The sequence below is a fragment of the Streptomyces sp. NPDC017936 genome, from assembly GCF_044328485.1.
In the GTDB taxonomy this organism is placed as follows: domain Bacteria; phylum Actinomycetota; class Actinomycetes; order Streptomycetales; family Streptomycetaceae; genus Streptomyces.
In genome coordinates this window covers 59,660-82,225 of the sequence record NZ_JBIRHK010000023.1, presented here as the reverse complement: position 1 = coordinate 82,225, position 22,566 = coordinate 59,660, and the positions used below count along the sequence as shown (strand labels likewise).

The window sequence follows — 22,566 nt, the reverse complement described above, 5'->3', positions numbered from 1 at the left end:
CCGTTCGTCACCACCCTCAGTCTCGGCAGATCACCACCGGGTCGCCACTCAAGTTCCACCGCGCGCCCACATCGTCCGAAGGGGCGTCAGAAGCCGTGACGCCAACGGGCATATGGCATTCCGCCCGCTCCGGGGAGGGCGCCCGCCGGAATCCGGCCCCGCCGGTTTCCACCGCATGGCCGACTCTGCTCGGAGCAGCGTCCCGGGCACCCGGTCCCCGCTCCTCCCGTGCACGGCCGCGGGCTGCCGCCGCCGTGCGCGCGTGAGCGCGGACGGTGGCGACGACGGCGGCGACCGTGAGGATGAATACCCCCCGGGGTATCCGTGCTACGGTGGCACCCATACCCCGGGGGGTAATTTCGCGGAAGGGAGCGTTCCCGTGTTCTTCATCGACACCATCGAGCTCGAGGGCCTCGGCAACCGCCACTACCTGGCCGGCGGCACGCGGACGGCCGTGGCGGTGGACCCGCCGCGCGACGTCGACCAGGTGCTGGCGGCGGCCGCACGGCGCGGGGTGCGGATCACGCACGTGGTGGAGACCCACCTCCACAACGACTACGTCACCGGCGGTCCGGAGCTGGCGCGGCTGACGGGTGCCGCCTATCGGGTGCCGGCCGCGGCGCACGTGTCGTTCGCACGGGTGCCGGTGGCCGACGGGGACACCGTCGCCGTCGACGACGGGCTGGAGCTGCGGGCCGTCGCCACGCCCGGCCACACGCCGCACCACACCTCCTACGTGCTGCGGGAGCGGGGGCGGCCGGTGGCGGCGTTCACCGGCGGTTCGCTGCTGATCGGCACGGTGGGCCGCCCGGACCTGGTGGAACCCCGCCTGACCGAGCGGCTGGCGCGTGCGCAGCACGCCTCCGCGCACCGTCTGGCGGCGGAGCTGCCGGACGAGACGTCGGTGCTGCCCACGCACGGCTTCGGCAGCTTCTGCTCCTCGGCGCAGGCCGAGGGCGACGCCACCACGATCGGCGAGGAGAAGAAGACCAACGCGGCGCTCACCACGGACGTGGACTCCTTCGTCGCCCGTCTGCTGACCGGCCTGGACGACGTCCCCGCCTACTACGCGCACATGGGTCCGGCCAACGCCGGCGGTCCCGCCCCGGTGGACCTGACGCCTCCGGCCGGCGCGGACGCCGACGGGATCGCCGCCCGCCTCGCGGCCGGTGAATGGGTCGTGGACCTGCGCAACCGGGTCGCGTTCGCCGAGGGACACGTCGCCGGGTCGTTCAACTTCGAGGCCGACGGCAAGATCGCCACCTACCTGGCGTGGATGATCCCGTGGGGCAAGCCGGTGACACTGCTCGCCGAGTCCCCCGAGCAGCTGGCCGCCGCCCAGCGCGAGCTGGTGCGCGTCGGCATCGACCGGCCCGCGGCCGCCGCGACCGGCGCGCCCGGGGAGTGGGTGGCCGAGGGCGCCCCGCTCGCCTCCTTCCCCCGCTCCACCTTCGCCGGCCTGGCCGCGAGGGGCACGGACGGCATCGTCGTCCTGGACGTGCGCCGCGCCTCCGAGCGGGCCGGCGGACACGTCGCCGGCTCCGTGCACATCCCGGTCCACGAGCTGCACCGGCGGCTCGGCGAGGTCCCCGCGGGCACCGTGTGGGTGCACTGCGCCGGCGGCATGCGGGCCGCCGTCGCCGCCTCCCTGCTCGACGCCGCGGGCCGCGACGTGGTGGCCGTCGACGACGGCTTCGACGCCGCCACCGGCGCCGGACTGACCGTCGTCACCGGCTGAGCGGCCCCGCCGCACCCCTCCTTCCGATCTCCCGAGAGGCTGAGTGATGTCCCTCTTCCGCAACGGCGGGGACCGCGTCACCGTCGGCGAGGCCCGCCGGCGCGCCCGGGGCGCCGGCGCCCCGGCCGTCCCGCCGGACGCGCGCGAGCAGGACGAGTGGAACGCCGGGCACGCGCCCGGCACCGTCCACGCACCGCTGTCCGGCCCGACCCGGGGAGCGGCCCCGCCGGGCACGGCCCAGGGCCGGCCGCCGGTGGTGATCCGCCGCAGCGGGCACCGCTCCCGGCGGGCCGCCCGGCCGCCGGCCCGACGCGGCGCCGGGACGGCGGACGTCGAGAGCGGCATGAACGCGTGGGCCGCCGCCGGTCACCCGGTCGTCGACGCACACGGGAACGACGGCTCCGCGGCATGACCGCTCTGACTCTCGCGCTCGTCGCCGGCGCCGTCGTCGGCCTGGCCCTCGGCGGCCTCGGCGGCGGCGGCAGCGTCCTGGCGGTGCCCGCCCTGATCTACCTGCTCGGTTTCACCCCCGCGGCAGCGACCACCGCCGGTCTGGTCATCGTCATCCTGACGTCGGTCACGGCGCTCGTGGGGCACACCCGGGACGGCCAGGTGGCCTGGCGGACGGGACTGCTGTTCGCCGCGGCGGGCATCGTGCCCGCGACGCTCGCCGGCGCCGCCGCCGGCCACCTGCCCCCGACCGCGCTGACCATCGCGTTCGCGGCCGTCGCGACCGTCGCGGCGCTGCGCATGCTGCGGCCCCCGCGGGCCGGGACCACCGGCACGGCGCACCCCGGCAAGGCCGGCGCCGCCGGCGCCGGGCTCGGCGCGGTCACCGGCTTCCTCGGCGTGGGCGGCGGCTTCCTCGCCGTCCCCGCCCTGGTGGGCGTCCTGAGCCTGCCCATGCGCCGGGCCGTCGGCACCGGCCTGCTGGTCGTCACGGTCAACTCGCTGGCCGCGCTCGGCGCCCGGGCCGGCAGCGGAACGCCTCTGGACTGGGCCGTCGTCGCACCGTTCACGGCGGCCGCCGTCCTGGGCGCCTGGGACGGCAAACGCCTGGCGCACCGGCTCGAGGACGCCACGCTGCAGCGCCTCTTCGCCTGCGTGCTGCTCGCGGTCGCCGCCTTCATGCTGATCGACGCGTTCGTCTGACCGCGCCGGCACGGCCCCCCGCCCGCCGGCCCGTGCCCGTGCCCGGAGCGGCCGTTCGGCACGGCCGACCGCTGCGCACCCTCCCCAAGACCACGCTCCACGACCACTTCTCACCGGCACACCGCCGTAGGGGACGAACGCTCCTCCGCCGGGTGCCACCGACGCACAAGGACCACGTCCGCCATGACCACCACCCCCGTCACCCTCACCCCCGACCAGGCCCGCTCCCGCCTGCACGAGCTGACCGTGATCGACGTGCGCACCCCCGGCGAGTACGCCGGCGGTCACCTCCCCGGCGCCCTCAACATCCCGCTCGACCAGCTCGACCGCGCCCTGCCGGACCTCCGCGGCGCCGCCGAGCGCGGCGAACTCCTCGTCGTCTGCGCCTCCGGCGCCCGCTCCGGGAACGCCTGCCGGACGCTCGCCGAGAACGGCGTCCGCGCCGCCACCCTCGCCGGCGGGACCGGCGCCTGGGCCGCCCAGGGCAACGACCTCGAACGCCCCGGGGGGAGCACGAAGGCGACCTGGGGCATGGAACGCCAGGTCCGCCTCACCGCCGGCTCGGTCGTCCTGCTCGGCCTGGCGCTGGGCGAGACCGTCCACCCGGCCTTCCGGCTGCTGTCCGCGGGCATCGCCGGCGGCCTGGTCCTCTCCGCGGTGACCGACACCTGCGGCATGGCCGCCCTGCTCGCCGAGCTCCCCCACAACCGGCCCCGCCGGGCCGACCTGGACGCGGCACTGGCCCGCCTGCGCACCGGCCGACCGTGATCCGTGGGGGCCGTCGCGGTGCGCCGGGGTGGTCCCGGCCCGCGGCGCCGCACGGACGACGGTGGCCCGGCGCGCGGTGAGCGACCCGGGAGCGCCCCGCGCCCCAGGCCGGCGGCCCGGCACGGACGCGCCGGCCAGGGCCCGTTCCCCTAGCACTCGATGATGTTGACCGCCAGCCCGCCCCGCGCCGTCTCCTTGTACTTGACGCTCATGTCGGCGCCGGTGTCCTTCATGGTCTTGATGACCTTGTCCAGGGAGACCTTGTGCGTGCCGTCGCCGCGCATGGCCATGCGGGCCGCGGTGACGGCCTTGACCGCCGCCATGCCATTGCGCTCGATGCAGGGGATCTGGACCAGACCGCCGACGGGGTCGCAGGTGAGGCCGAGATTGTGCTCCATGCCGATCTCGGCCGCGTTCTCCACCTGCTCGGGGGAGCCGCCGAGGACCTCGGCGAGGGCGCCGGCGGCCATCGAGCAGGCGGAGCCGACCTCGCCCTGGCAGCCGACCTCGGCGCCGGAGATGGAGGCGTTCTCCTTGAAGAGCATGCCGATCGCGCCCGCGGCGAGGAGGAAGCGGACGACGCCTTCCTCGTCCGCGCCGGGGACGAAGTTGACGTAGTAGTGCAGGACGGCGGGGATGATGCCGGCCGCGCCGTTGGTGGGGGCGGTGACGACCCGGCCGCCGGCGGCGTTCTCCTCGTTCACGGCCATGGCGTAGAGCGTGATCCACTCCATGGAACGGGCCAGGGCGTCGCCCTCGGCGCGGAGCTGGCGGGCGGTGACGGCCGCGCGGCGGCGGACGCGCAGACCGCCCGGGAGGATGCCCTCGCGGGACATGCCGCGGGCGACGCAGGCCCGCATCACGCGCCAGATCTCCAGCAGACCGTCGTGGATCTCCTCCTCGGTCCGCCAGGCCCGTTCGTTCTCCAGCATCAGGGAGGAGATGGACAGGCCGGTCTCCCGCGTCAGGCGCAGCAGCTCGTCGCCGGTGCGGAAGGGGTACTTCAGCACGGTGTCGTCGAGCTTGATCCGGTCCGCGCCGACCGCGTCCTCGTCGACGACGAAGCCGCCGCCCACCGAGTAGTACGTCTTCGACAGCAGTTCGCCGCCCCGGGCGTCGTGGGCCCACAGCGTCATGCCGTTCGCGTGGTAGGGCAGGGCCTCGCGGCGGTGCAGCACCAGGTCCGCGTCGAAGTCGAACGGGATCTCGCGCTCCCCGAGGAGCCGCAGCCGGCCGGCCGCCTTGATCTCCTCCACCCGCTCGTCCGCCGTCTCCACGTCGACCGTGCGCGGCGAGTCGCCCTCCAGGCCGAGCAGGACGGCCTTCGGGGTGCCGTGGCCGTGGCCGGTGGCGCCCAGCGAGCCGTACAGCTCGGAGCGGACCGACGCGACCGAGTCCAGCAAACCCTCGTTGCGCAGGCGGCGGGCGAACATGCGGGCCGCGCGCATCGGGCCGACCGTGTGGGAGCTGGACGGGCCGATGCCGATCGAGAACAGGTCGAAGACCGAGATGGCCACGGTGACTCCTCAAGACGGGGGGTGGGGGCACCCGGCACCGGCAGCTGTGCCGGTACCGGGTGCCCACCGGGGACTTACTTGTTCAGGCCGGGGTAGAGCGGGTGCTTGTCGGCCAGGGCGGTGACGCGGGCCTTGAGGGCCCGGGCGTCGTACGACGGCTTCAGCGCCTGGGCGATCACGTCCGCGACCTCGGCGAAGTCCTCGGCGGTGAAGCCGCGGGTCGCCAGCGCCGGCGTGCCGATGCGCAGGCCGGAGGTGACCATCGGCGGACGCGGGTCGTCGGGGACCGCGTTGCGGTTGACGGTGATGCCGACCTCGTGGAGGCGGTCCTCGGCCTGCTGCCCGTCCAGCTCGGACTCGCGCAGGTCGACCAGGATCAGGTGCACGTCGGTGCCGCCGGACAGCACGTTGATCCCGGCCTCGCGGGCGTCGGCCGACGTGAGCCGCTCCGCCAGGATGCGCGCGCCCTCGACCGTGCGGCGCTGGCGCTCCTTGAACTCCTCGGAGGCGGCGACCTTGAAGGACACCGCCTTGGCCGCGATCACGTGCTCCAGCGGGCCGCCCTGGAAGCCCGGGAAGACCGACGAGTTCAGCTTCTTCGCGAACTCCTGCTTCGCCAGGATGACGCCGCCGCGCGGGCCGCCGAGCGTCTTGTGCGTGGTGGAGGTGACCACGTCCGCGTACTCGACCGGGTTGGGGTGCAGGCCCGCCGCGACCAGACCGGCGAAGTGCGCCATGTCCACCCACAGGTACGCCCCGGACTCGTCGGCGATCCGGCGGAACGCGGCGAAGTCCAGCTGCCGCGGGTACGCCGACCAGCCCGCGATGATCACCTTCGGCCGGTGCTCCTTGGCGAGCTTCTCGACCTCGTCCATGTCGACCAGACCGGTCGCGGCGTCCACGTGGTAGGCGACCACGTCGAACTGCTTGCCGGAGAAGTTCAGCCGCATCCCGTGGGTGAGGTGACCGCCGTGCGCCAGGTCCAGGCCCAGGATGGTGTCGCCGGGCTGGGCCAGCGCGAACAGCGCGGCCTGGTTGGCGGAGGCGCCCGAGTGCGGCTGGACGTTGGCGTACTCGGCGCCGAACAGGTCCTTGATCCGGTCGATCGCGATCTGCTCGGCCACGTCGACGTGCTCACAGCCGCCGTAGTAGCGGCGGCCCGGGTAGCCCTCGGCGTACTTGTTCGTCAGCACCGAGCCCTGCGCCTCCATGACCGCCAGCGGAGCGAAGTTCTCCGAGGCGATCATCTCCAGCGTGGACTGCTGGCGGCGCAGCTCGGCGTCGACCGCCGCGGCGACCTCCGGGTCGAGCTCGTGCAGGGGCGTGTTCAGGACAGACATGCGTCTACGACTCCTCAGCCGGCGGTGTAGGCGGTGTACTCGTCGGCGGACAGCAGCTCCTCCTGCTCGCCCGTGACGCGTACCTTGAACAGCCACCCGCCCTCGAAGGGGGCGGAGTTCACCAGGGACGGGTCGTCGGCGACGTCCTGGTTGACCTCGACGACCTCACCGTCGACCGGCGAGTACAGCTCGCTGACCGACTTGGTCGACTCCAGCTCGCCGCAGGACTCGCCCGCGGTGACCGTGTCGCCGACGTCGGGGAGCTGGACGAAGACCACGTCGCCGAGCGCGTTGGCCGCGTGCTCCGTGATGCCGACCGTCGACACGCCGTCCTCGGCGGCCGACAGCCACTCGTGCTCCTTGCTGTAGCGCAGCTGCTGGGGGTTGCTCATGGCCTGAATTCTCCTGTACGCGGGGGAGTGCTGATGAATGGGGGACTGCGGAAAACGTGCGTGAGCAGCGGAAATGTGCGCAGGGTCACGCCCGGGGACAGCCGGTGGGGGCTGTTCCCGCTGTGAGTGTCTACTTCTGGCGCTTGTAGAACGGCAGCGCCACGACCTCGTATGGCTCGTGACTGCCCCGGATGTCCACGCCGACACCCGGCGTGCCCGGCGCCGCGTGGGCGGCGTCGACGTAGGCCATCGCGATCGGCTTGCCCAGCGTGGGGGAGGGGGCGCCGGAGGTGACCTCGCCGATCACCTCGCCGCCCGCGACCACCGCGTACCCGGCGCGCGGGACGCGGCGGCCCTCGGCGACCAGGCCGACGAGGACGCGCGGCGGGTTCGCGCCGGCGCGGTCGGCCGCCTCGGCGAGCGCCTCGCGCCCCACGAAGTCGCCCTCCTTCCCGAACTTCACCACCCGGCCGAGCCCGGCGTCGAAGGGGGTGAGGGAGGTCGACAGCTCGTGCCCGTACAGCGGCATGCCCGCCTCCAGGCGCAGGGTGTCGCGGCAGGACAGGCCGCAGGGGATCAGACCGACGCCCGCACCGGCCTTGGTCAGCGCCTGCCACAGCTCCACCGCGTGCTCCGGCTTCACGAACAGCTCGAAGCCGTCCTCGCCGGTGTAGCCGGTGCGCGCGATCAGCGCCGGGACGCCGGCGACGGTGCCCGGCAGGCCGGCGTAGTACTTCAGGCCGTCGAGGTCGGCGTCGGTGAGCGACGCCAGGATGCCCGGCGACTCGGGTCCCTGGACGGCGATCAGCGCGTACGCGTCCCGGTCGTCGCGCACCTCGGCGTCGAAGCCGGCGGAACGCTCCACGAGGGCGTCCAGCACCACCTGCGCGTTGGAGGCGTTGGCGACGACCATGAACTCGGCCTCGGCGAGCCGGTAGACGATCAGGTCGTCGAGGATGCCGCCGTCGGCCCGGCAGATCATGGTGTAGCGGGCGCGGCCGACGCCGACGGAGGCGATGTCGCCGACCAGGGCGTGGTTCAGGAGGGCGGCGGCCTGCGGGCCGCTGACGGTGATCTCACCCATGTGGGAGAGGTCGAAGAGACCGGCCCTGGTCCGTACGGCGTTGTGCTCGTCGCGTTCGGAGCCGTAGCGCAGGGGCATGTCCCAGCCGGCGAAGTCGGTCATCGTGGCGCCGAGCGAGCGATGCAGGGCGTCGAGCGCGGTGTGACGGAGTTCGGTGCTGCTCATCGGTCGGTCGTCTCCCGGTGCGATGGGGTCCCCCGCGCGCGAGCGCACCCGGGCGTGGGGAAGGCGAGGTCGTTCCTCCCCATCTGTCATCGGGACCTGAGAGGTTCGCCATGACCGCGGACCGCCCGGGGCCGGGCGTGACGACGTGATCGTGGCTTGCACCTTGGGTGGAGCCGTCCCGGACGGGGAGCGGCCCGCTTTTCAGATGTGCCTCGCCCGCGCGGTAACGGGGCCTGAGAGATTCAAGGGAGGGACTTGCTCCTTCGGCGCCCCGGCGAAGCTGTCGCAGCTCCTGCCGGGAACTCTCCCGCGCGGATTCAAACGGCCGGTATGCAGTTGGCGCGGACATCATCGCACGGTCCGCCCCGGTCGCGGCAGGCCACATCTGTAACCGGCCTGTGGCGGTACGCGCACGAAAACGGCGGACATCGCGCATTACCTTCTCTTTACGCGCGAGGGGGAGAAGACTTGTCTGACCCCAGGGGAGGACGATCACGGTGAAGAGGACCACGGCTGCCTGTGCGACCACCCCGGCGATCGCGGTGCCCGCCCCGCCGGCGGCCCCGGCCGGGGAGGCGTCCGGCCTCGCGCCCGCTCCCGTCGTCCGCGACCTGCGCGACCGCGCCGGCCACGGCCCGCACGCCCTGCTGTTCGGCCCCCGCGACCTGGTGGTGGTCACGGGTCTGCCCGGCAGCGGCAAGTCCACGCTGATGAAGCGCGCGGCGAACGGGCTGCGGGTGGATTCCCAGGACACCCGCGACCGCTGGGAAGCCCGGGTGCCGCGCTTCCTGCCGTACGCGCTCTACCGCCCCGTCGTCCGGCTCGCCCACTACGCCGGGCTGCGCCGCGCCCTGCGCGCCGGCGAGGGCGTCGTCGTGCACGACTGCGGCACGCAGGCGTGGGTGCGCGACTGGCTGGGCCGTGCGGCCCGTCGCCGCGGCGGCGCCCTGCACCTGCTGCTGCTCGACGTTCCCCCCGGCACCGCGCTGGAGGGGCAGCGGGAGCGCGGCCGGGGCGTCTCCCGGTACGCCTTCCTGCGCCACCGCCGGGCCGCCGCCCGTCTCCTGCGCGCCGTCGAGGAGGGGCGTCTGCCCGCGGGCTGCACCTCGGCGATCCTCCTGGACCGGCCCGCGGCGGACGCCCTCCGCCGCATCGCCTTCACCGGCTCCGGCTGACGACGGCTCACCCGGCCGGGCGGCGGGGCACCGCCTAGCCGCCCCGGCAGAGCGCTCCACGGCCCCGGTCCCGCGGCCCCGCCTCCGCCCCGCCGCGGACCCGTCGGCTCACGCCCGCGGACCCGCTGTCCCGCCCGCGCCCGTGCTCGTCCCGCCGTCCCGCCGCCGTGACCCCGCCGACCTGTTCGTGCGGCCCGGCGGCCCGCTTCCGCGGCTCCGCCGGCCCTCACGCCCGCGGTCCCGACGTCGCGGACCTGCGACGTCGGGACCTGCGCGGCGCCGCCGGCCCGTCCCCGCGAACCTGCCCGTCCAGGTCCCCGGGGGCCACGCTCCCGGGCCCCGGCCCGGGTCCGCCCGCCGCCGGAGCCGGACGGGCGGGAAGCGGGAGTCCCGGGTCCGCTGCCGGGGCGGTGGGGCGGGGCGGCGCCAGCCGCTAGCCTTTTCGGCACAGCAGTGGTTCCCAGCAGGCGGTAGGCAGATGGACATCCCCCCGGCGGACTTCCCGGCACAGACGCACCCCCACCCGCACGGCGGGTGGCCCGGCAACGAGCTGGAGGAGGTGCTCTCCGCCTCCCTCGGCGTGCCCGGGGCCGGCGGGCGGATCGTGGAGGTGCTGGGCCGCAGCTTCGTGTGGGTGCCGCTGCCCAACGGCGGCGGTCCGCACAGCGGCCCCCTCGACCTGCCCTCGCTGGAGATCGACGGCCAGGCCTACGTGCCCGTGTTCAGCTCCGAGGAGCAGTACCGCCAGGTCGTCGGCTCGCACATGTCGTACACGATCGCGCCGGCCGTGGAGTTCGCCCGGGGACTGCCGCCGCAGGTGGGCATCGCGGTGAACCCGGACGGCGTGGTCGGCGTCCCGCTGCCCCCGCCGGCCGTGGCCGAGCTGTGCCGCGCCGGCCGCACCCCGCTGGACGGCCCCGCGAGCGGCGGCCGCGTGCGCCTGTTCGAGCCCGACTGGCAGGACGACCCGGTCGACTTCCTCGCCGCGGCCTCGGCCGAGTTCGAGGCGACCGGCGTCGTCCTCACCGCCCGCCGCTGCCTCGCCGCCATCGAGACGGGCGACCCGGTCATGTTCGTCGGCGTCGAACTCTCCCACTGGGAAGGGGACTTCCGCGCGCTGCCCATGGACGCCCTGGGCCGGGCCCTGGCCGGCAACGCCGTGCCGTGGCCGGTCAACCTGGTCCTGCTGGACGTGACCGAGGACCCGGTGGGCAGGTGGCTGAAGGAGCGGGTGCGGCCCTTCTACACACGGGCCGGGTGAACCCGCCCGCGGGGGGGCGTGGGAACCGGCGCGGCCGGCCGCGCGTCCCCGCACCCGCCGACGGCGGACGCACCGCCCCCGGGCGGGCGCCCGTCGCCGGCGGAGCCCACCGCGCCCGCCCGCGGCGAACAACCCGCCCCGCGGTGGGCGTCCGTTGCGGGCGGAGCCACCTAAGCTGGTCTCCGAACGTGGGGAAAACGAATCGAAGGGGCGGTACAGGTGAGCGCCAGCGGCATCGCGGCCGGGCAGGTCGAGCACATGCTGCGCCAGGTCACGCCCGGGCGCTACGACGCCTACGAGGCGCTCCTGCGCGCGCTCGCGACCCCGAGCACCGGCCAGGTGTGGATGCTGCTGTGGCAGGGCCAGGCCGGCTCCCCGGACGCCCAGTACGGCTCGATGGAGATCGAGGGCCACGGCTACGCCCCCTGCGTGACCTCCGCCCAGGAACTCTCCGCCAGCGGCTGGAACAGATCGTACGAGGTGGTCGACGGCCTGGACGTGGCCCGCACGCTCTACCCGGACCACTACGGCCTCTGGCTGAACCCGCACGCCCCGGGCGGCGGCGTCGGCATCCCCTGGCTCGACCTGCGCCGGATCGCCACGGGCCTGGACCGGCAGCCGGCCGGCCCGCTCAGGCTGTCCGAACCCGCCATCGAGATCCCGCAGTTCTACGCCCTCCTCGCGCAGAACGCCCACCGCACCCCCGCACTGCGCTCCTTGCGCCGCGCCTGGGTGCAGCCGGCCCTGGGCGCGCCCTACCTCGCCGTCGGACTCGACGTCTACGACACCTCCCCGGCGTCCGTGGACGCGGTACGGGCGATGATGCAGCAGTCGATCGGCGCGGTCCCGGAGGGACTCGCGGTGTCGACGGTCGCGATGAGCGACGACCACGACCCGGTCGTGATGTGGATGCGCGCTCACGCCCGCCCGTTCTACGACCGCGAGGCGCACGCCCCCGCCGCCCCGGCCCAGGCCCCCGCGACGGGTTACGGCTTCCCGCCGGCCGGCCGCTACTGACCTTCCGGCGTCCTCCGCTCCGCCGGCCGTCCGCCCCGGACGTGAGACGGACCGGAACGGAACGACTCTTCTTCGCGCGTAGATGAGGGTACTTGGTCCGGTTTGACCCTGGTCTGCCCCAACTAGTACCTGTCCGGCGGCTGTTACCCACCGTCCGGATAACGGAACCCCACTGACCGCATCACGTTTACGCATCCTTTCGCTGCCAAGTCTGGCAACAGATCACCAAAGCATTGAAGACTCCCGCTCCAGGGGTGTTTTCGCCCCTGTGTACGACGGACGGATCATGCCGCTACAGCGGCAAGTGCGGGCCGGCTACCGCCGGTTGAGAGGGGTCCCTGCCAGATGACGGCACCATTGCACGAGCCGACCGCGGAAGCGGCCCCGAGCCCGGCCGAGGAAGCGGCGGTGGCCACCGCCGACGCGAAGGCCGTACAGGGCCGTTCCCTGGGTCGGATCGCCTGGGAGCGCCTGAAGCGGGACAAGCTCGCCCTGACCGGCGGCGTCGTGGTGCTCCTCCTCGTCGTGGTCGCGCTGCTGGCCCCGGTGATCACCTCGATCCTGGGCCAGGACCCGAACGAGTACCACGAGAACCTCATCGACCCGCTGTTCGGCACCCCCACGGGCTCCCTGGGCGGCATCAGCGGCGAGCACCTGCTGGGCGTCGAGCCGGTCAACGGCCGCGACATCTTCGCCCGCATCCTCTACGGCGCCCGGATCTCCCTGCTGGTCGGCTTCCTGTCGGCCGTCGTCGCCGTGATCCTCGGAACCGTCCTCGGCATCCTCGCCGGCTTCTTCGGCGGCTGGGTCGACTCGGTCGTCAGCCGGGTCATGGACGGTCTGCTCGCCTTCCCCCAGCTGCTGTTCATCATCGCGCTGGTCTCCGTCATGCCGAGCAACCTGCTGGGCCTCACCGGCTCCAACGTGCGCGTCTTCGTGATGATCCTGGTCATCGGATTCTTCGGCTGGCCCTACATCGGACGCGTGGTGCGCGGCCAGACCCTCTCGCTGCGGGAGCGCGAGTACGTGGAGGCCGCCCGCTCGCTGGGCGCCGGGCGGCTGTACATCCTGTTCAAGGAGCTGCTGCCCAACCTCGTGGCCCCGATCGTCGTCTACACCACGATGATGATCCCCACCAACATCCTCACCGAGGCGGCGCTCAGCTTCCTGGGCGTGGGCGTCAAGCCGCCCACGGCCTCCTGGGGGCAGATGCTCTCGAGCGCGATCGACTACTACGAGTCCGACCCCATGTACATGGTGGTCCCGGGCCTGGCGATCTTCATCACCGTTCTCGCCTTCAACCTCTTCGGCGACGGCGTCCGGGACGCGCTGGACCCGAAGGCCTCCCGCTGAACCGCCGCACCCCAACTGTCCCGTGGTTCCTACACGGGGTCTCTCATCTATCCGGAGGATCCGAGATCGTGACTACCCAACGCACCTCAGGGCGGCGGAAGCAGGCGTTTGCCGCTGCTGCCGCGGTCGCCGCGCTGCTGACCACGGCGGCGTGCGGCGGCGGAGGCGACGACGAGAGCGGCAAGGGCTCGAGCACCGGCGCCGCCGGCTTCGACGCCGCGAACAACAAGGTCGCCCAGGCGTCCGCCGCCAAGAAGGGCGGCACGCTGAAGTTCGGCGCCGCGCAGGACGCCGACTCGTGGGACACCACGCGTGGCTACTACGGCATGATGTGGAACTTCGCGCGCTACTACAGCCGCCAGCTCGTCACGAACAAGGCCGAGCCGGGCGCGGCCGGCGCGGAGATCACTCCGGACCTCGCCACCTCGACCGCGAAGATCACGGACGACGGCAAGACCTACACGTACACCCTGCGTGACGGCATCACGTGGGAGGACGGCAAGCCGATCACGTCCAAGGACGTGAAGTACGGCATCGAGCGCGTGTGGGCGCAGGACGTCCTGTCCGGCGGTCCGACGTACCTGAAGGACGTGCTCGACCCCAAGGGCGAGTACAAGGGCCCGTACAAGGACACGTCCGCGGACAAGCTGGGTCTGAAGGCGATCGACACGCCGGACGACAAGACGATCGTCTTCCACCTGCCGCAGGCCAACTCGGACTTCGAGGAGATGCTGGCCCTGGTGTCGGCCTCCCCCGTCCGCCAGGACAAGGACACCAAGTCCAAGTACGGCCTGAAGCCGTTCTCCTCGGGCCCGTACAAGTTCGAGTCGTACAGCCCGGGCAAGGACCTCAAGCTGGTCCGCAACACCGAGTGGAAGCAGGCCTCGGACCCGGTCCGCAAGGCCTACCCGGACGAGATCACCATCCAGTTCTTCTCGGACGCCAACCAGCTCGACCAGCGCCTGATCAGCGGTGACCTGGACCTCGACCTGAACCAGACCGGCATGTCGCCGCAGGGCCGCACCACCGCCCTGAAGCAGCACAAGGCCAACCTGGACAACCCGGTCTCCGGTTACGTCCGGTACGCGGTCTTCCCGCAGAGCGTCGCGCCGTTCAACAACATCGAGTGCCGCAAGGCCGTCATCCTCGGCGCCGACCACGTGTCGCTCCAGACCGCCCGTGGCGGCCCGGTCGCCGGTGGCGACATCGGCACCAACATGCTCCCGCCGTCCGTCCCGGGCGCCGAGGGCCAGAAGTACGACCCGTACAAGCTCAACGGTGACAACAAGAACGGCAACGTCGCCGAGGCCAAGGCGGCCCTGAAGGCCTGCGGCCAGCCGAACGGCTTCAAGACCACCATCGCGGTCCGCAACAACAAGCCGGTCGAGGTGGCCACGGCCCAGTCCCTCCAGGCCTCGCTGAAGAAGGTCGGCATCACCGCCGAGATCGACCAGTACGACGGCTCGCAGACCGCCGGCATCATCGGCAGCCCCTCGAACGTGAAGAAGAAGGGCTACGGCATCATCATCATGGGCTGGGGTCCGGACTTCCCGTCCGTCCAGGGCTTCGGTCTGCCGCTGTGGAACAGCAAGTACATCGCGGAGAGCGGTAACAACAACTACGCGCTCATCAACGACAAGACGATCGACGGCCTGTTCAACCAGTACGTCACCACGCTGGACGACGCCGGCAAGACCAAGATCGCCACGGAGATCAACCACAAGGTGATGGAGGGCGCGTACTACCTGCCCTTCGTCTTCGAGAAGTTCATCAACTGGCGTTCGGACAACCTGGCGAACGTCTACACCACCGACGGTTACAGCGGTCAGTACGACTTCGTGAACCTCGGTCTGAAGAACCCGAAGAAGTAGTCCCGGCACACCCGCCGAACGGCACGAAAGGCAGGTGAAGGCCGGCGCAGCGTGAGCGCGGGCCACCGGACAACCTCCGGTGGCCCGCGGTCCGCGGCGGGCCGAGAGCTGTGCTCGCTTACCTCATCAGGCGGTTGTTCGCCGCCGCAGTGATGCTCGTGGTCATCGTCATGGTGGTCTTCGGCATCTTCTTCCTCATCCCCAAGTGGGCCGGCGTCGACATCGCCTTGAGCTTCGTGGGCAAGCAGGCCGACCCGGCCGCGGTCGAGGGTGTGCGCGAGAAGCTCGGCCTGGGCGACCCGATCTACGCCCAGGTCTGGGAGTTCTTCAAGGGGATCTTCGCCGGACGCACCTACACGGGCGGCGGCGATTCCATCAGCTGCTCCGCGCCGTGCTTCGGCTACTCCTTCCGCAGTGAGCAGGCCGTCTGGCCGGTGCTGACCGACCGCTTCCCGGTGACGCTGGCCCTCGCGCTCGGCGCCGCCGTGCTGTGGCTGATCCTCGGCGTCTCGGCGGGTGTGCTCTCCGCGCTCAAGCGGGGCAGCCTGTGGGACCGCGGCGCGATGGTGATCGCGCTCTCGGGCGTCTCCCTCCCGATCTACTTCACCGGCATGGTCGCGCTGTCGATCTTCGTGTACGGACTGGACCTGTTCGACGGCCAGTTCGTGCCCCTGGAGGACAGCTTCTCCGGCTGGTTCGGCGGAATGATCCTGCCGTGGGTCACCCTGGCGTTCCTGTACGCGGCGATGTACGCGCGCATCACCAGGGCCACCATGCTGGAGATCCTCGGCGAGGACTACATCCGCACCGCCCGCGCCAAGGGCCTCAACGAGCGGGTCGTCATCGGCAAGCACGCCATGCGCTCCACGATGACGCCGCTGCTGACCATGCTGGGCATGGACCTCGGCGCCCTCATCGGCGGCGCGATCCTGACCGAGACGGCGTTCAACCTGCCGGGCCTCGGCCAGGCGGTGCTCAACGCCATCAAGAACCAGGACCTGCCCATCATCCTGGGCGTCACCCTGATCACTTCCCTCGCGGTGCTCGTCGCCAACCTCGTGGTGGACATCCTGTACGCCGTGATCGACCCCCGAGTGAGGCTCACATGACCGAACTCAGCAAGAGCGGAGCGGCCGTGGGCGAGCCCACCCCCGCCTCGCCCGCGCCGAGCGCCTTCCTGGAAGTACGCGACCTGAAGGTGCACTTCCCGACCGACGACGGCCTGGTGAAGTCCGTCGACGGGCTCAGCTTCCAGCTGGAGAAGGGCAAGACCCTCGGCATCGTGGGCGAGTCGGGCTCCGGCAAGTCGGTGACCTCGCTCGGCATCATGGGCCTGCACACCGCCGGCCAGTACGGCAAGCGCAAGGCGCAGATCTCCGGCGAGATCTGGCTGGACGGCACCGAGCTGCTGTCCGCCGACCCGGACCACGTGCGCAAGCTGCGCGGCCGCCAGATGGCGATGATCTTCCAGGACCCGCTGTCGGCGCTGCACCCGTACTACACGATCGGCCAGCAGATCGTGGAGGCGTACCGCATCCACCACGACGTCGACAAGAAGACCGCCAAGCGCCGCGCGGTCGAGATGCTCGACCGGGTGGGCATCCCCCAGCCGGACAAGCGGGTGGACAACTACCCGCACGAGTTCTCCGGCGGTATGCGCCAGCGCGCGATGATCGCGATGTCGCTGGTCAACAACCCCGAGCTGCTCATCGCGGACGAGCCGACGACCGCCCTGGACGTGACCGTCCAGGCGCAGATCCTCGACCTCATCCGCGACCTGCAGAAGGAGTTCGGCTCCGCGGTCATCGTCATCACCCACGACCTGGGCGTCGTCGCCGAACTGGCCGACGACCTCCTGGTGATGTACGGCGGCCGGTGCGTCGAGCGCGGTCCCGCCGACAAGGTGTTCTACGAGCCCCGCCACCCCTACACCTGGGGCCTGCTCGGCTCGATGCCGCGTCTCGACCGCGACCAGCAGGAGCGCCTGATCCCGGTCAAGGGCTCCCCGCCCTCCCTGATCAACGTCCCGTCCGGCTGCGCCTTCAACCCGCGCTGCCCGTACGCGGACCTCCCGAAGGACAACGTCACCCGCACGGTCCGTCCCGAGCTGTCCGAGGTCGGCAGCCGGCACTGGGCCGCCTGCCACCTGGGCAAGGAGCAGCGGGAGCGTATCTGGACCGAAGAGATTGCGCCGAAGCTGTGAGTGACGAGAAAGCGGTGAGCATCCCCGCGCAGACCGACGGCGAGCCGAGCGGCGGCGCCGCGACGCTCACCGAGGACGCCGCCCCCGGCGAGGTCCTGCTGAAGGTGACCGGGCTGCAGAAGCACTTCCCGATCAAGAAGGGCCTGCTGCAGCGGCAGGTCGGCGCCGTGCACGCGGTGGACGGCCTCGACTTCGAGGTCCGCTCCGGCGAGACCCTGGGCGTGGTGGGCGAGTCCGGCTGCGGCAAGTCCACGATGGGCCGTCTGATCACCCGGCTGCTCGAGCCGACCGGCGGCACGATCGAGTTCGAGGGCAAGGACATCACGCACCTCGGTGTCGGCGGCATGCGTCCGCTCCGTCGCGACGTGCAGATGATCTTCCAGGACCCGTACTCGTCGCTGAACCCGCGCCACACCATCGGCACGATCATCGGCGCTCCCTTCCGGCTCCAGGGCGTCACGCCCGAGGGCGGCATCAAGAAGGAAGTGCAGCGGCTGCTGTCGGTCGTGGGCCTCAACCCCGAGCACTACAACCGCTACCCGCACGAGTTCTCCGGCGGTCAGCGCCAGCGCATCGGCATCGCCCGCGCGCTCGCGCTCAAGCCCAAGCTCGTGGTGGCCGACGAGCCGGTGTCCGCGCTGGACGTGTCGATCCAGGCGCAGGTCGTGAACCTGCTCGACGACCTCCAGCAGGAGCTCGGCCTGACGTACGTGATCATCGCGCACGACCTCTCGGTCGTCCGGCACGTCTCGGACCGGATCGCGGTGATGTACCTCGGCAAGATCGTGGAGCTGGCCGACCGGGACCTGCTCTACAAGACGCCGATGCACCCGTACACCAAGGCGCTGATGTCGGCGGTGCCGATCCCGGACCCGAAGCGGAAGAACGCCAAGAGCGAGCGGATCCTGCTCAAGGGCGACGTGCCCTCGCCGATCTCCCCGCCCACCGGCTGCCGGTTCCACACCCGGTGCTGGAAGGCGACGGAGATCTGCAAGACCACCGAGCCCAAGCTGGTCGAGCTGCGCCCGGGCCAGCAGGTCGCCTGCCACCACCCGGAGAACTTCGCGGACCAGGCCCCGCAGGACACCGTCCTGCTGACCGTCGCGAAGGAGGCGGCGGAGCTGGTGGCCGACGAGGTGCTCGCGGAGTCGGCGGAGACGTCGGCGGCGGTGGCCTCCCTGACGGACGAGCCGGCCGAGGCCGCTCCCGTGAAGGAGTCGGCCGAGACCGCCGCCACGGAGGAGAAGGCTGAGGCTGCTCCTGTGAAGGAGAAGGCCGAGACCGCTCCCGCGGAGGAGAAGGCCGAGGCCGCTCCCGCGGAGGAGAAGGCTGAGGCTGCTCCTGTGAAGGAGAAGGCCGAGGCCGCTCCCGCGGAGGAGAAGGCCGAGGCCGCTCCCGTGAAGGAGAAGGCCGAGGCCGCTCCCGCGGAGGAGAAGGCCGAGGCCGCTCCCGTGAAGGAGAAGGCCGAGACCGCTCCGGCGGAGGCGCCGGCCGAGGGCTCCTCGGCCGAGGAACCGGCCGAGGCCGCCACGGAGGAGGCCGCCGAGGCCGCCCCCGCGGGGGAGTCGGCGGGGCCCGAGGTCTCCAAGGAGACGCCCTCCAAAGAGAAGTAAGTAACACCGAGCCCCCGCCTTGTAATGTAAGGCGGGGGCTTTGTGCTGGGTGAGAATAGAAGGGTGGTCCAGCAACTCTTCAGCCCCTCCGTCCAGCACACGCTCGATCTGATCGGCATCTTCGTCTTCGCGATCTCGGGTGCGCTGCTGGCCGTCCGCAAGAACTTCGACGTCTTCGGCATAGCTGTGCTCGCCGAGGTCACCGCGCTGGGCGGGGGGATCTTCCGTGACGTGATCATCGGGGCCGTACCGCCCGCGGCCTTCACCGACCTGGGGTACTTCCTCGCCCCGTTGCTCGCCGCCCTCCTGGTGTTCTTCCTCCACCCCCACGTGGAGCGCATCCAGACCGGTGTGAACGTCTTCGACGCGGCCGGCCTCGGCCTGTTCTGCGTCGCCGGCACCACGAAGGCGTACGACTACGGCCTGGGCCTCACCGCGTCGGCCGCCCTGGGCCTGGCCACCGCGGTCGGCGGCGGTGTGCTGCGGGACGTCCTCGCCAACGAGGTGCCGTCGCTGCTGCGCTGGGACCGCGACCTGTACGCGGTCCCGGCGATCGTCGGCGCCACGATGGTGGCGCTGTGCATCCGCTACGACGCCCTCACCCCGCTGGCCAGCGGGGCCGCCGCGGTCACGGCCTTCGTCCTGCGGCTGCTCGCGATGCGCTACCACTGGCGAGCGCCGCGCGCCTGGAACCGTCGCTCGACGGTCCGGGAGGACTAGCTCCCTCCACGGCGCCCGCCTGACCCGTCTGCGCGGTCAGCCAGCGGAACGCGGGCACCACCTGCGGCCGCCACAGCGCCATGGTGTGGCCGCCCGCGTCCCCCGGGACGAGGACGACGCGCACGGCCGTCGGCGCCTTCGCCTCCCGCTGCAGCGCCGTGCCGTCCTCGTAGCCGTCGCCCGGCCGGCCCGAGACGTACAGGGCGACGGGGGGCGGCTCGGCGGCCCTGCGCAGCAGCACCCAGGGGTTGTTCTGCTCGCGCAGGGTGCGGCTCTGCGCGGCCAGGGAGGTGCGCTCCGCGGCCGGGTCGTTGTAGCCGGACAGGCTGATCGCGGCCCGGTAGCGGTCGGGGTGGGCGACGGCCAGCTTGGCGGCGCAGTGCGCCCCGGCCGAGTACCCGGCGACCGCCCACCCCTGCGGCGCGGGCTGGGCCCGGAAGTTGTCCCTGACCATCTTCGGCACGTCGAGGCTCAGCCAGGAGTCGGCGTTGACGGTGCCGGGGACGTTGGCGCAGCCGGTGTCCGCGCCGGGCAGCAGCGCGGTGCGCGGGGCGACCAGGATGAACGGCGCGACCTTGCCCTCGCGCATCAGCGGCAGCAGCTGCTCGTGCGCGCGCAGCGTCCCGAACCAGGACTTGGCCGAGCCGGGGTAGCCCGGCAGCAGCTCCACGACGGGGAAGGCGCGCTTGCGGTAGGCCGGGTCGTCGTACTGCGGGGGCAGCCACACGTAGACCTCGGCGTCGACGCCGGAGACGCGCCCCTCGAGCTGGGTGACGCGCACCCCGCCGGCCGCGTGCATGCCGGGGCCCTCGGCCCGGCTGAACGTCTGCCGGACCCTCGGCAGGCTCTCGACCGCGATGCCGCCGGTGCCGTCGGGGCCCAGGTCGGCGGCCTGCCGCACGTGGCTGCCGGTGCCGAGGAGGTCGTCCCAGGTGTCGTACAGGTTGTTGGCGTTGTTGACCAGGACGAACACCAGGGCGACGGCGGTGCCCTGGGCGAACAGCAGCATCAGCGTCCGGGCCGTGGCACGCAGGACCCTGGGTCCGCGCACGCGCGACCACACCAGCAGCGGCAGGGCGAGGGCGGCGACGGACAGCGCGATCAGGGTGAGGAGGAACGGAGTCCCGGTGAGGCTCATGTCCCTGGAGAGGGGAAAACGGGCCCCGAGGTTTACGGACGAGTGCGGACACTTGCCGGGAAACCACCCGCCCCGCACGCGTCGGGCGGCCCCGCCCCCGCGAAAAGCTACCGCTTAGTAATTGCCTGTTGTACCGTTCATGCATGCCTGAAGCAGCCATCGCCCCCGCCACCGTCGGGGACAGCGAGTTCGACCGCGACACCGCCGTCACCCCGCGCGAGCCCGGCGTGTACGACGCCGACCTCTCGGCCGGCTGGACGATCTTCGGCGCCGTCAACGGCGGCTACCTGCTCGCCGTCCTCGGGCGCGCCCTCGCGGACACCCTGCCGCACCGCGACCCGTTCACCGTCTCCGCGCACTACCTCAGCGCCTCCCGCCCCGGGCCGGCCGTGATCCGCACCGAGACGGTCCGCACCGGCCGCACCCTCTCCACCGGCCAGGCGTCCCTCCTCCAGTACGACGAGGAGGGCCGCGAGGTCGAACGCATCCGCGTCCTCGCCTCCTACGGCGACCTCGACACCCTCCCCGACGACGTCCGCACCTCGGCGCGGCCCCCGGCCTTCCCGCCGATGGACCGGTGCTTCGGCCCCGAGGACGGACCCGCCCCCGACGCCGAGCAGCAGCCCATCGCCGAGCGGCTGATGCTCAAGCTCGACCCGTCGACCGTCGGCTGGGCCCTGGGCCGGCCCTCGGGCAAGGGCGAGATGCGGGCCTGGTTCGGGCTGGCCGACGGCCGTGACGCCGACCCGCTGTCGCTGCTCCTCGCGGTGGACGCCCTGCCGCCCACCGCGTTCGACCTCGGCATCGCCGGCTGGGTCCCGACGGTGGAACTCACCGTCCACGTCCGCTCCCGCCCGGCCCCGGGCCCGGTCCGGGTCTCCATCACCACCCGCAACCTCGCCGGCGGCTACCTGGAGGAGGACGCCGAGGTGTGGGACAGCGCGGACCGACTGGTGGCGCAGTCGCGGCAGCTGGCGCGGGTCAGGCTGGGCTGACCGGCCCGGGCGGCGGGGCCGACGGCGGCCCGTCGCCGTACGCGAGGAGAGGGCGGCGCACCCGGTGGACGGGTGCGCCGCCCTCGTCGCGCGTGCGCGTCCGCGCCCGGACACGGGGACCGGCTCAGTCGAGCCAGTGCCGGCGGCCGATGCTGACGAGCCGCAGCCGGCGGGTCGCGGCCCGGGTGACGCGCTCACGGGCCTCGGCGTGCGCCTCCTCGCCCTCCGCGGACTCCTGCGCCTCCAGGAACAGCGAGGCCGTGATGAGCATCTGGTCGACGTACAGGTGCGCCAGCATCGCCAGGTCCTCCTCGCTCCAGCCCGCCGCCTCCGGGTCCTCGGCCAGTTCGGCCTCCACCTCCGCGGCGAACCGCGCCAGTTGGTCGCGGATCGCCGCGCGGACCGGTTGGACCCCGCCGTGGCGCTCCCGGGCGATAAAACGGACATGTGCGGGGTACGCGTGTACGTGACGGGCGATCAACTCGACGGCACGGGCGATGCGTTCGTCGCTGGAACCGGCGGACGTCACCGTGGTCCGGATCATCGGGTGCAGGCTGCCCAGCGCCTCCTCGACCAGGGCCACACCGAGGTCCGCCGTGGAGCGGAAGTGGCGGTAGAAGGCCGTCGGGGCCACCCCGACGGCGCGGGTGACCTCGCGCAGGCCCAGGCTGCTCAGGCTCTGCTCCTCCAGCAGTCCCAGTGCCGCGTCCAGGAGCGCCCGCCGGGTCTTCTGCTTCTGGGCCTGCCGGATGCCGAGGGTGTGACTCATGTCATCCAGTTAACAACTGTTCTCCATAATTGCCAAGAGAGGGGGCACGCTAGACTCATGAGTCAGTGAACAAGTGTAACTGCAACTGTTCACCGAAACTTCACGGAGGGGGATCCGATCCCATGCTGTTCCTCGTCGCCGCACTGCTGCTGCTCGGCGTCGTCGTGGGCACCGTCGCCCACGCGCCGATCGGCCTGAGCCTCGCCGCCGCAGCCGTGATCGCCGTCTGGCTCGGTGTCTTCGCGCTCCGCGAGCGCCACGGCCGCCGCCACACCCCCACCCGCTGACCCGCCCA

21 protein-coding genes and 1 riboswitch are annotated in these 22,566 nt (G+C 72.4%); of the genes, 15 read left to right on the top strand and 6 right to left on the bottom strand.

Features of this window, described 5'->3' with window-relative positions:
- Positions 1–379 precede the first annotated feature (379 nt).
- From ACH4F6_RS35610 to ACH4F6_RS35595, 4 genes are all read left to right on the top strand, one after another.
- Positions 380–1,738, top strand: coding sequence for a rhodanese-like domain-containing protein (locus tag ACH4F6_RS35610; protein WP_397964529.1), 1,359 nt, complete (start codon positions 380–382; stop codon positions 1,736–1,738).
- A gap of 46 nt (positions 1,739–1,784) precedes the next feature.
- Entirely contained in the window at positions 1,785–2,150 is a 366-nt protein-coding gene (locus ACH4F6_RS35605) for a rhodanese-like domain-containing protein (protein ID WP_397964528.1), read from the top strand.
- Complete coding sequence (locus ACH4F6_RS35600) at positions 2,147–2,890, top strand: sulfite exporter TauE/SafE family protein (protein ID WP_397964527.1); 744 nt, start codon at positions 2,147–2,149, stop codon at positions 2,888–2,890. The genes ACH4F6_RS35605 and ACH4F6_RS35600 overlap by 4 nt, the downstream gene beginning before the upstream one ends.
- 183 nt (positions 2,891–3,073) lie before the next feature.
- Positions 3,074–3,658, top strand: coding sequence for a rhodanese-like domain-containing protein (locus ACH4F6_RS35595; RefSeq protein WP_397964526.1), 585 nt, complete (start codon positions 3,074–3,076; stop codon positions 3,656–3,658).
- A gap of 149 nt (positions 3,659–3,807) precedes the next feature.
- On the opposite strand, the gene ACH4F6_RS35590 is transcribed toward ACH4F6_RS35595, so the two are convergent.
- From ACH4F6_RS35590 to gcvT, 4 genes are all read right to left on the bottom strand, one after another.
- A complete protein-coding gene (locus ACH4F6_RS35590) occupies positions 3,808–5,175 on the bottom strand; it encodes an L-serine ammonia-lyase (protein ID WP_397964525.1) in 1,368 nt (455 codons plus the stop codon).
- A gap of 74 nt (positions 5,176–5,249) precedes the next feature.
- Entirely contained in the window at positions 5,250–6,515 is a 1,266-nt protein-coding gene (glyA, locus tag ACH4F6_RS35585) for a serine hydroxymethyltransferase (RefSeq protein ID WP_397964524.1), read from the bottom strand.
- A gap of 14 nt (positions 6,516–6,529) precedes the next feature.
- A complete protein-coding gene (gcvH, locus tag ACH4F6_RS35580) occupies positions 6,530–6,907 on the bottom strand; it encodes a glycine cleavage system protein GcvH (RefSeq protein WP_397964523.1) in 378 nt (125 codons plus the stop codon).
- 130 nt (positions 6,908–7,037) lie between these two features.
- Positions 7,038–8,156: a glycine cleavage system aminomethyltransferase GcvT gene (gcvT, locus tag ACH4F6_RS35575; protein WP_397964522.1), complete on the bottom strand. Its 1,119-nt coding sequence runs from the start codon at positions 8,154–8,156 to the stop codon at positions 7,038–7,040.
- A 211-nt stretch (positions 8,157–8,367) separates the two neighbouring features.
- Positions 8,368–8,476: riboswitch (glycine riboswitch) on the bottom strand.
- A gap of 177 nt (positions 8,477–8,653) precedes the next feature.
- Here gcvT and ACH4F6_RS35570 point away from each other — a divergent pair.
- The 9 genes from ACH4F6_RS35570 (at position 8,654) to ACH4F6_RS35530 (ending at position 19,369) form a co-directional block, all read left to right on the top strand.
- Positions 8,654–9,331 (top strand): AAA family ATPase, encoded by a 678-nt coding sequence (locus ACH4F6_RS35570; protein ID WP_397964521.1) that lies wholly within the window; start codon positions 8,654–8,656, stop codon positions 9,329–9,331.
- A gap of 478 nt (positions 9,332–9,809) precedes the next feature.
- Positions 9,810–10,592 carry an enhanced serine sensitivity protein SseB gene (locus ACH4F6_RS35565; RefSeq protein WP_397964520.1) on the top strand — a complete coding sequence of 261 codons (783 nt, stop codon included), beginning with the start codon at positions 9,810–9,812 and terminating at the stop codon, positions 10,590–10,592.
- 219 nt (positions 10,593–10,811) lie between these two features.
- Positions 10,812–11,609 (top strand): enhanced serine sensitivity protein SseB C-terminal domain-containing protein, encoded by a 798-nt coding sequence (locus tag ACH4F6_RS35560; RefSeq protein WP_397964519.1) that lies wholly within the window; start codon positions 10,812–10,814, stop codon positions 11,607–11,609.
- A gap of 345 nt (positions 11,610–11,954) precedes the next feature.
- Positions 11,955–12,962, top strand: a complete 1,008-nt coding sequence (locus tag ACH4F6_RS35555; RefSeq protein ID WP_397964518.1) for an ABC transporter permease — start codon at positions 11,955–11,957, stop codon at positions 12,960–12,962.
- A 68-nt stretch (positions 12,963–13,030) separates the two neighbouring features.
- Positions 13,031–14,833, top strand: coding sequence for an ABC transporter substrate-binding protein (locus ACH4F6_RS35550; protein ID WP_397964517.1), 1,803 nt, complete (start codon positions 13,031–13,033; stop codon positions 14,831–14,833).
- A gap of 110 nt (positions 14,834–14,943) precedes the next feature.
- Positions 14,944–15,942, top strand: a complete 999-nt coding sequence (locus tag ACH4F6_RS35545; RefSeq protein WP_397964516.1) for an ABC transporter permease — start codon at positions 14,944–14,946, stop codon at positions 15,940–15,942.
- Positions 15,939–17,036: an ABC transporter ATP-binding protein gene (locus ACH4F6_RS35540; protein WP_397964515.1), complete on the top strand. Its 1,098-nt coding sequence runs from the start codon at positions 15,939–15,941 to the stop codon at positions 17,034–17,036. The genes ACH4F6_RS35545 and ACH4F6_RS35540 overlap by 4 nt, the downstream gene beginning before the upstream one ends.
- A 14-nt stretch (positions 17,037–17,050) precedes the next feature.
- A complete protein-coding gene (locus ACH4F6_RS35535) occupies positions 17,051–18,649 on the top strand; it encodes an ABC transporter ATP-binding protein (protein ID WP_397964564.1) in 1,599 nt (532 codons plus the stop codon).
- A 63-nt stretch (positions 18,650–18,712) separates the two neighbouring features.
- A complete protein-coding gene (locus ACH4F6_RS35530; protein WP_397964514.1) occupies positions 18,713–19,369 on the top strand; it encodes a trimeric intracellular cation channel family protein in 657 nt (218 codons plus the stop codon).
- Here ACH4F6_RS35530 and ACH4F6_RS35525 read toward each other — a convergent pair.
- On the bottom strand, positions 19,278–20,507 hold the full coding sequence (locus ACH4F6_RS35525; RefSeq protein ID WP_397964513.1) for an alpha/beta hydrolase: 1,230 nt from the start codon (positions 20,505–20,507) through the stop codon (positions 19,278–19,280). The genes ACH4F6_RS35530 and ACH4F6_RS35525 overlap by 92 nt on opposite strands.
- 143 nt (positions 20,508–20,650) lie before the next feature.
- On the opposite strand from ACH4F6_RS35525, the gene ACH4F6_RS35520 reads away from it, so the two are divergent.
- The gene (locus ACH4F6_RS35520; protein WP_397964512.1) at positions 20,651–21,502 is read left to right on the top strand and encodes a thioesterase family protein; all 852 of its coding nucleotides are present in this window, start codon (positions 20,651–20,653) and stop codon (positions 21,500–21,502) included.
- A gap of 124 nt (positions 21,503–21,626) precedes the next feature.
- Here the strand turns inward: ACH4F6_RS35520 and ACH4F6_RS35515 are convergent, their stop codons facing one another.
- Complete coding sequence (locus ACH4F6_RS35515) at positions 21,627–22,271, bottom strand: TetR family transcriptional regulator (protein WP_397964511.1); 645 nt, start codon at positions 22,269–22,271, stop codon at positions 21,627–21,629.
- Positions 22,272–22,393: 122 nt separating this feature from the next.
- Here ACH4F6_RS35515 and ACH4F6_RS35510 point away from each other — a divergent pair, with 122 nt between their 5' ends.
- Complete coding sequence (locus ACH4F6_RS35510) at positions 22,394–22,558, top strand: hypothetical protein (protein ID WP_397964510.1); 165 nt, start codon at positions 22,394–22,396, stop codon at positions 22,556–22,558.
- Positions 22,559–22,566: the final 8 nt, after the last annotated feature.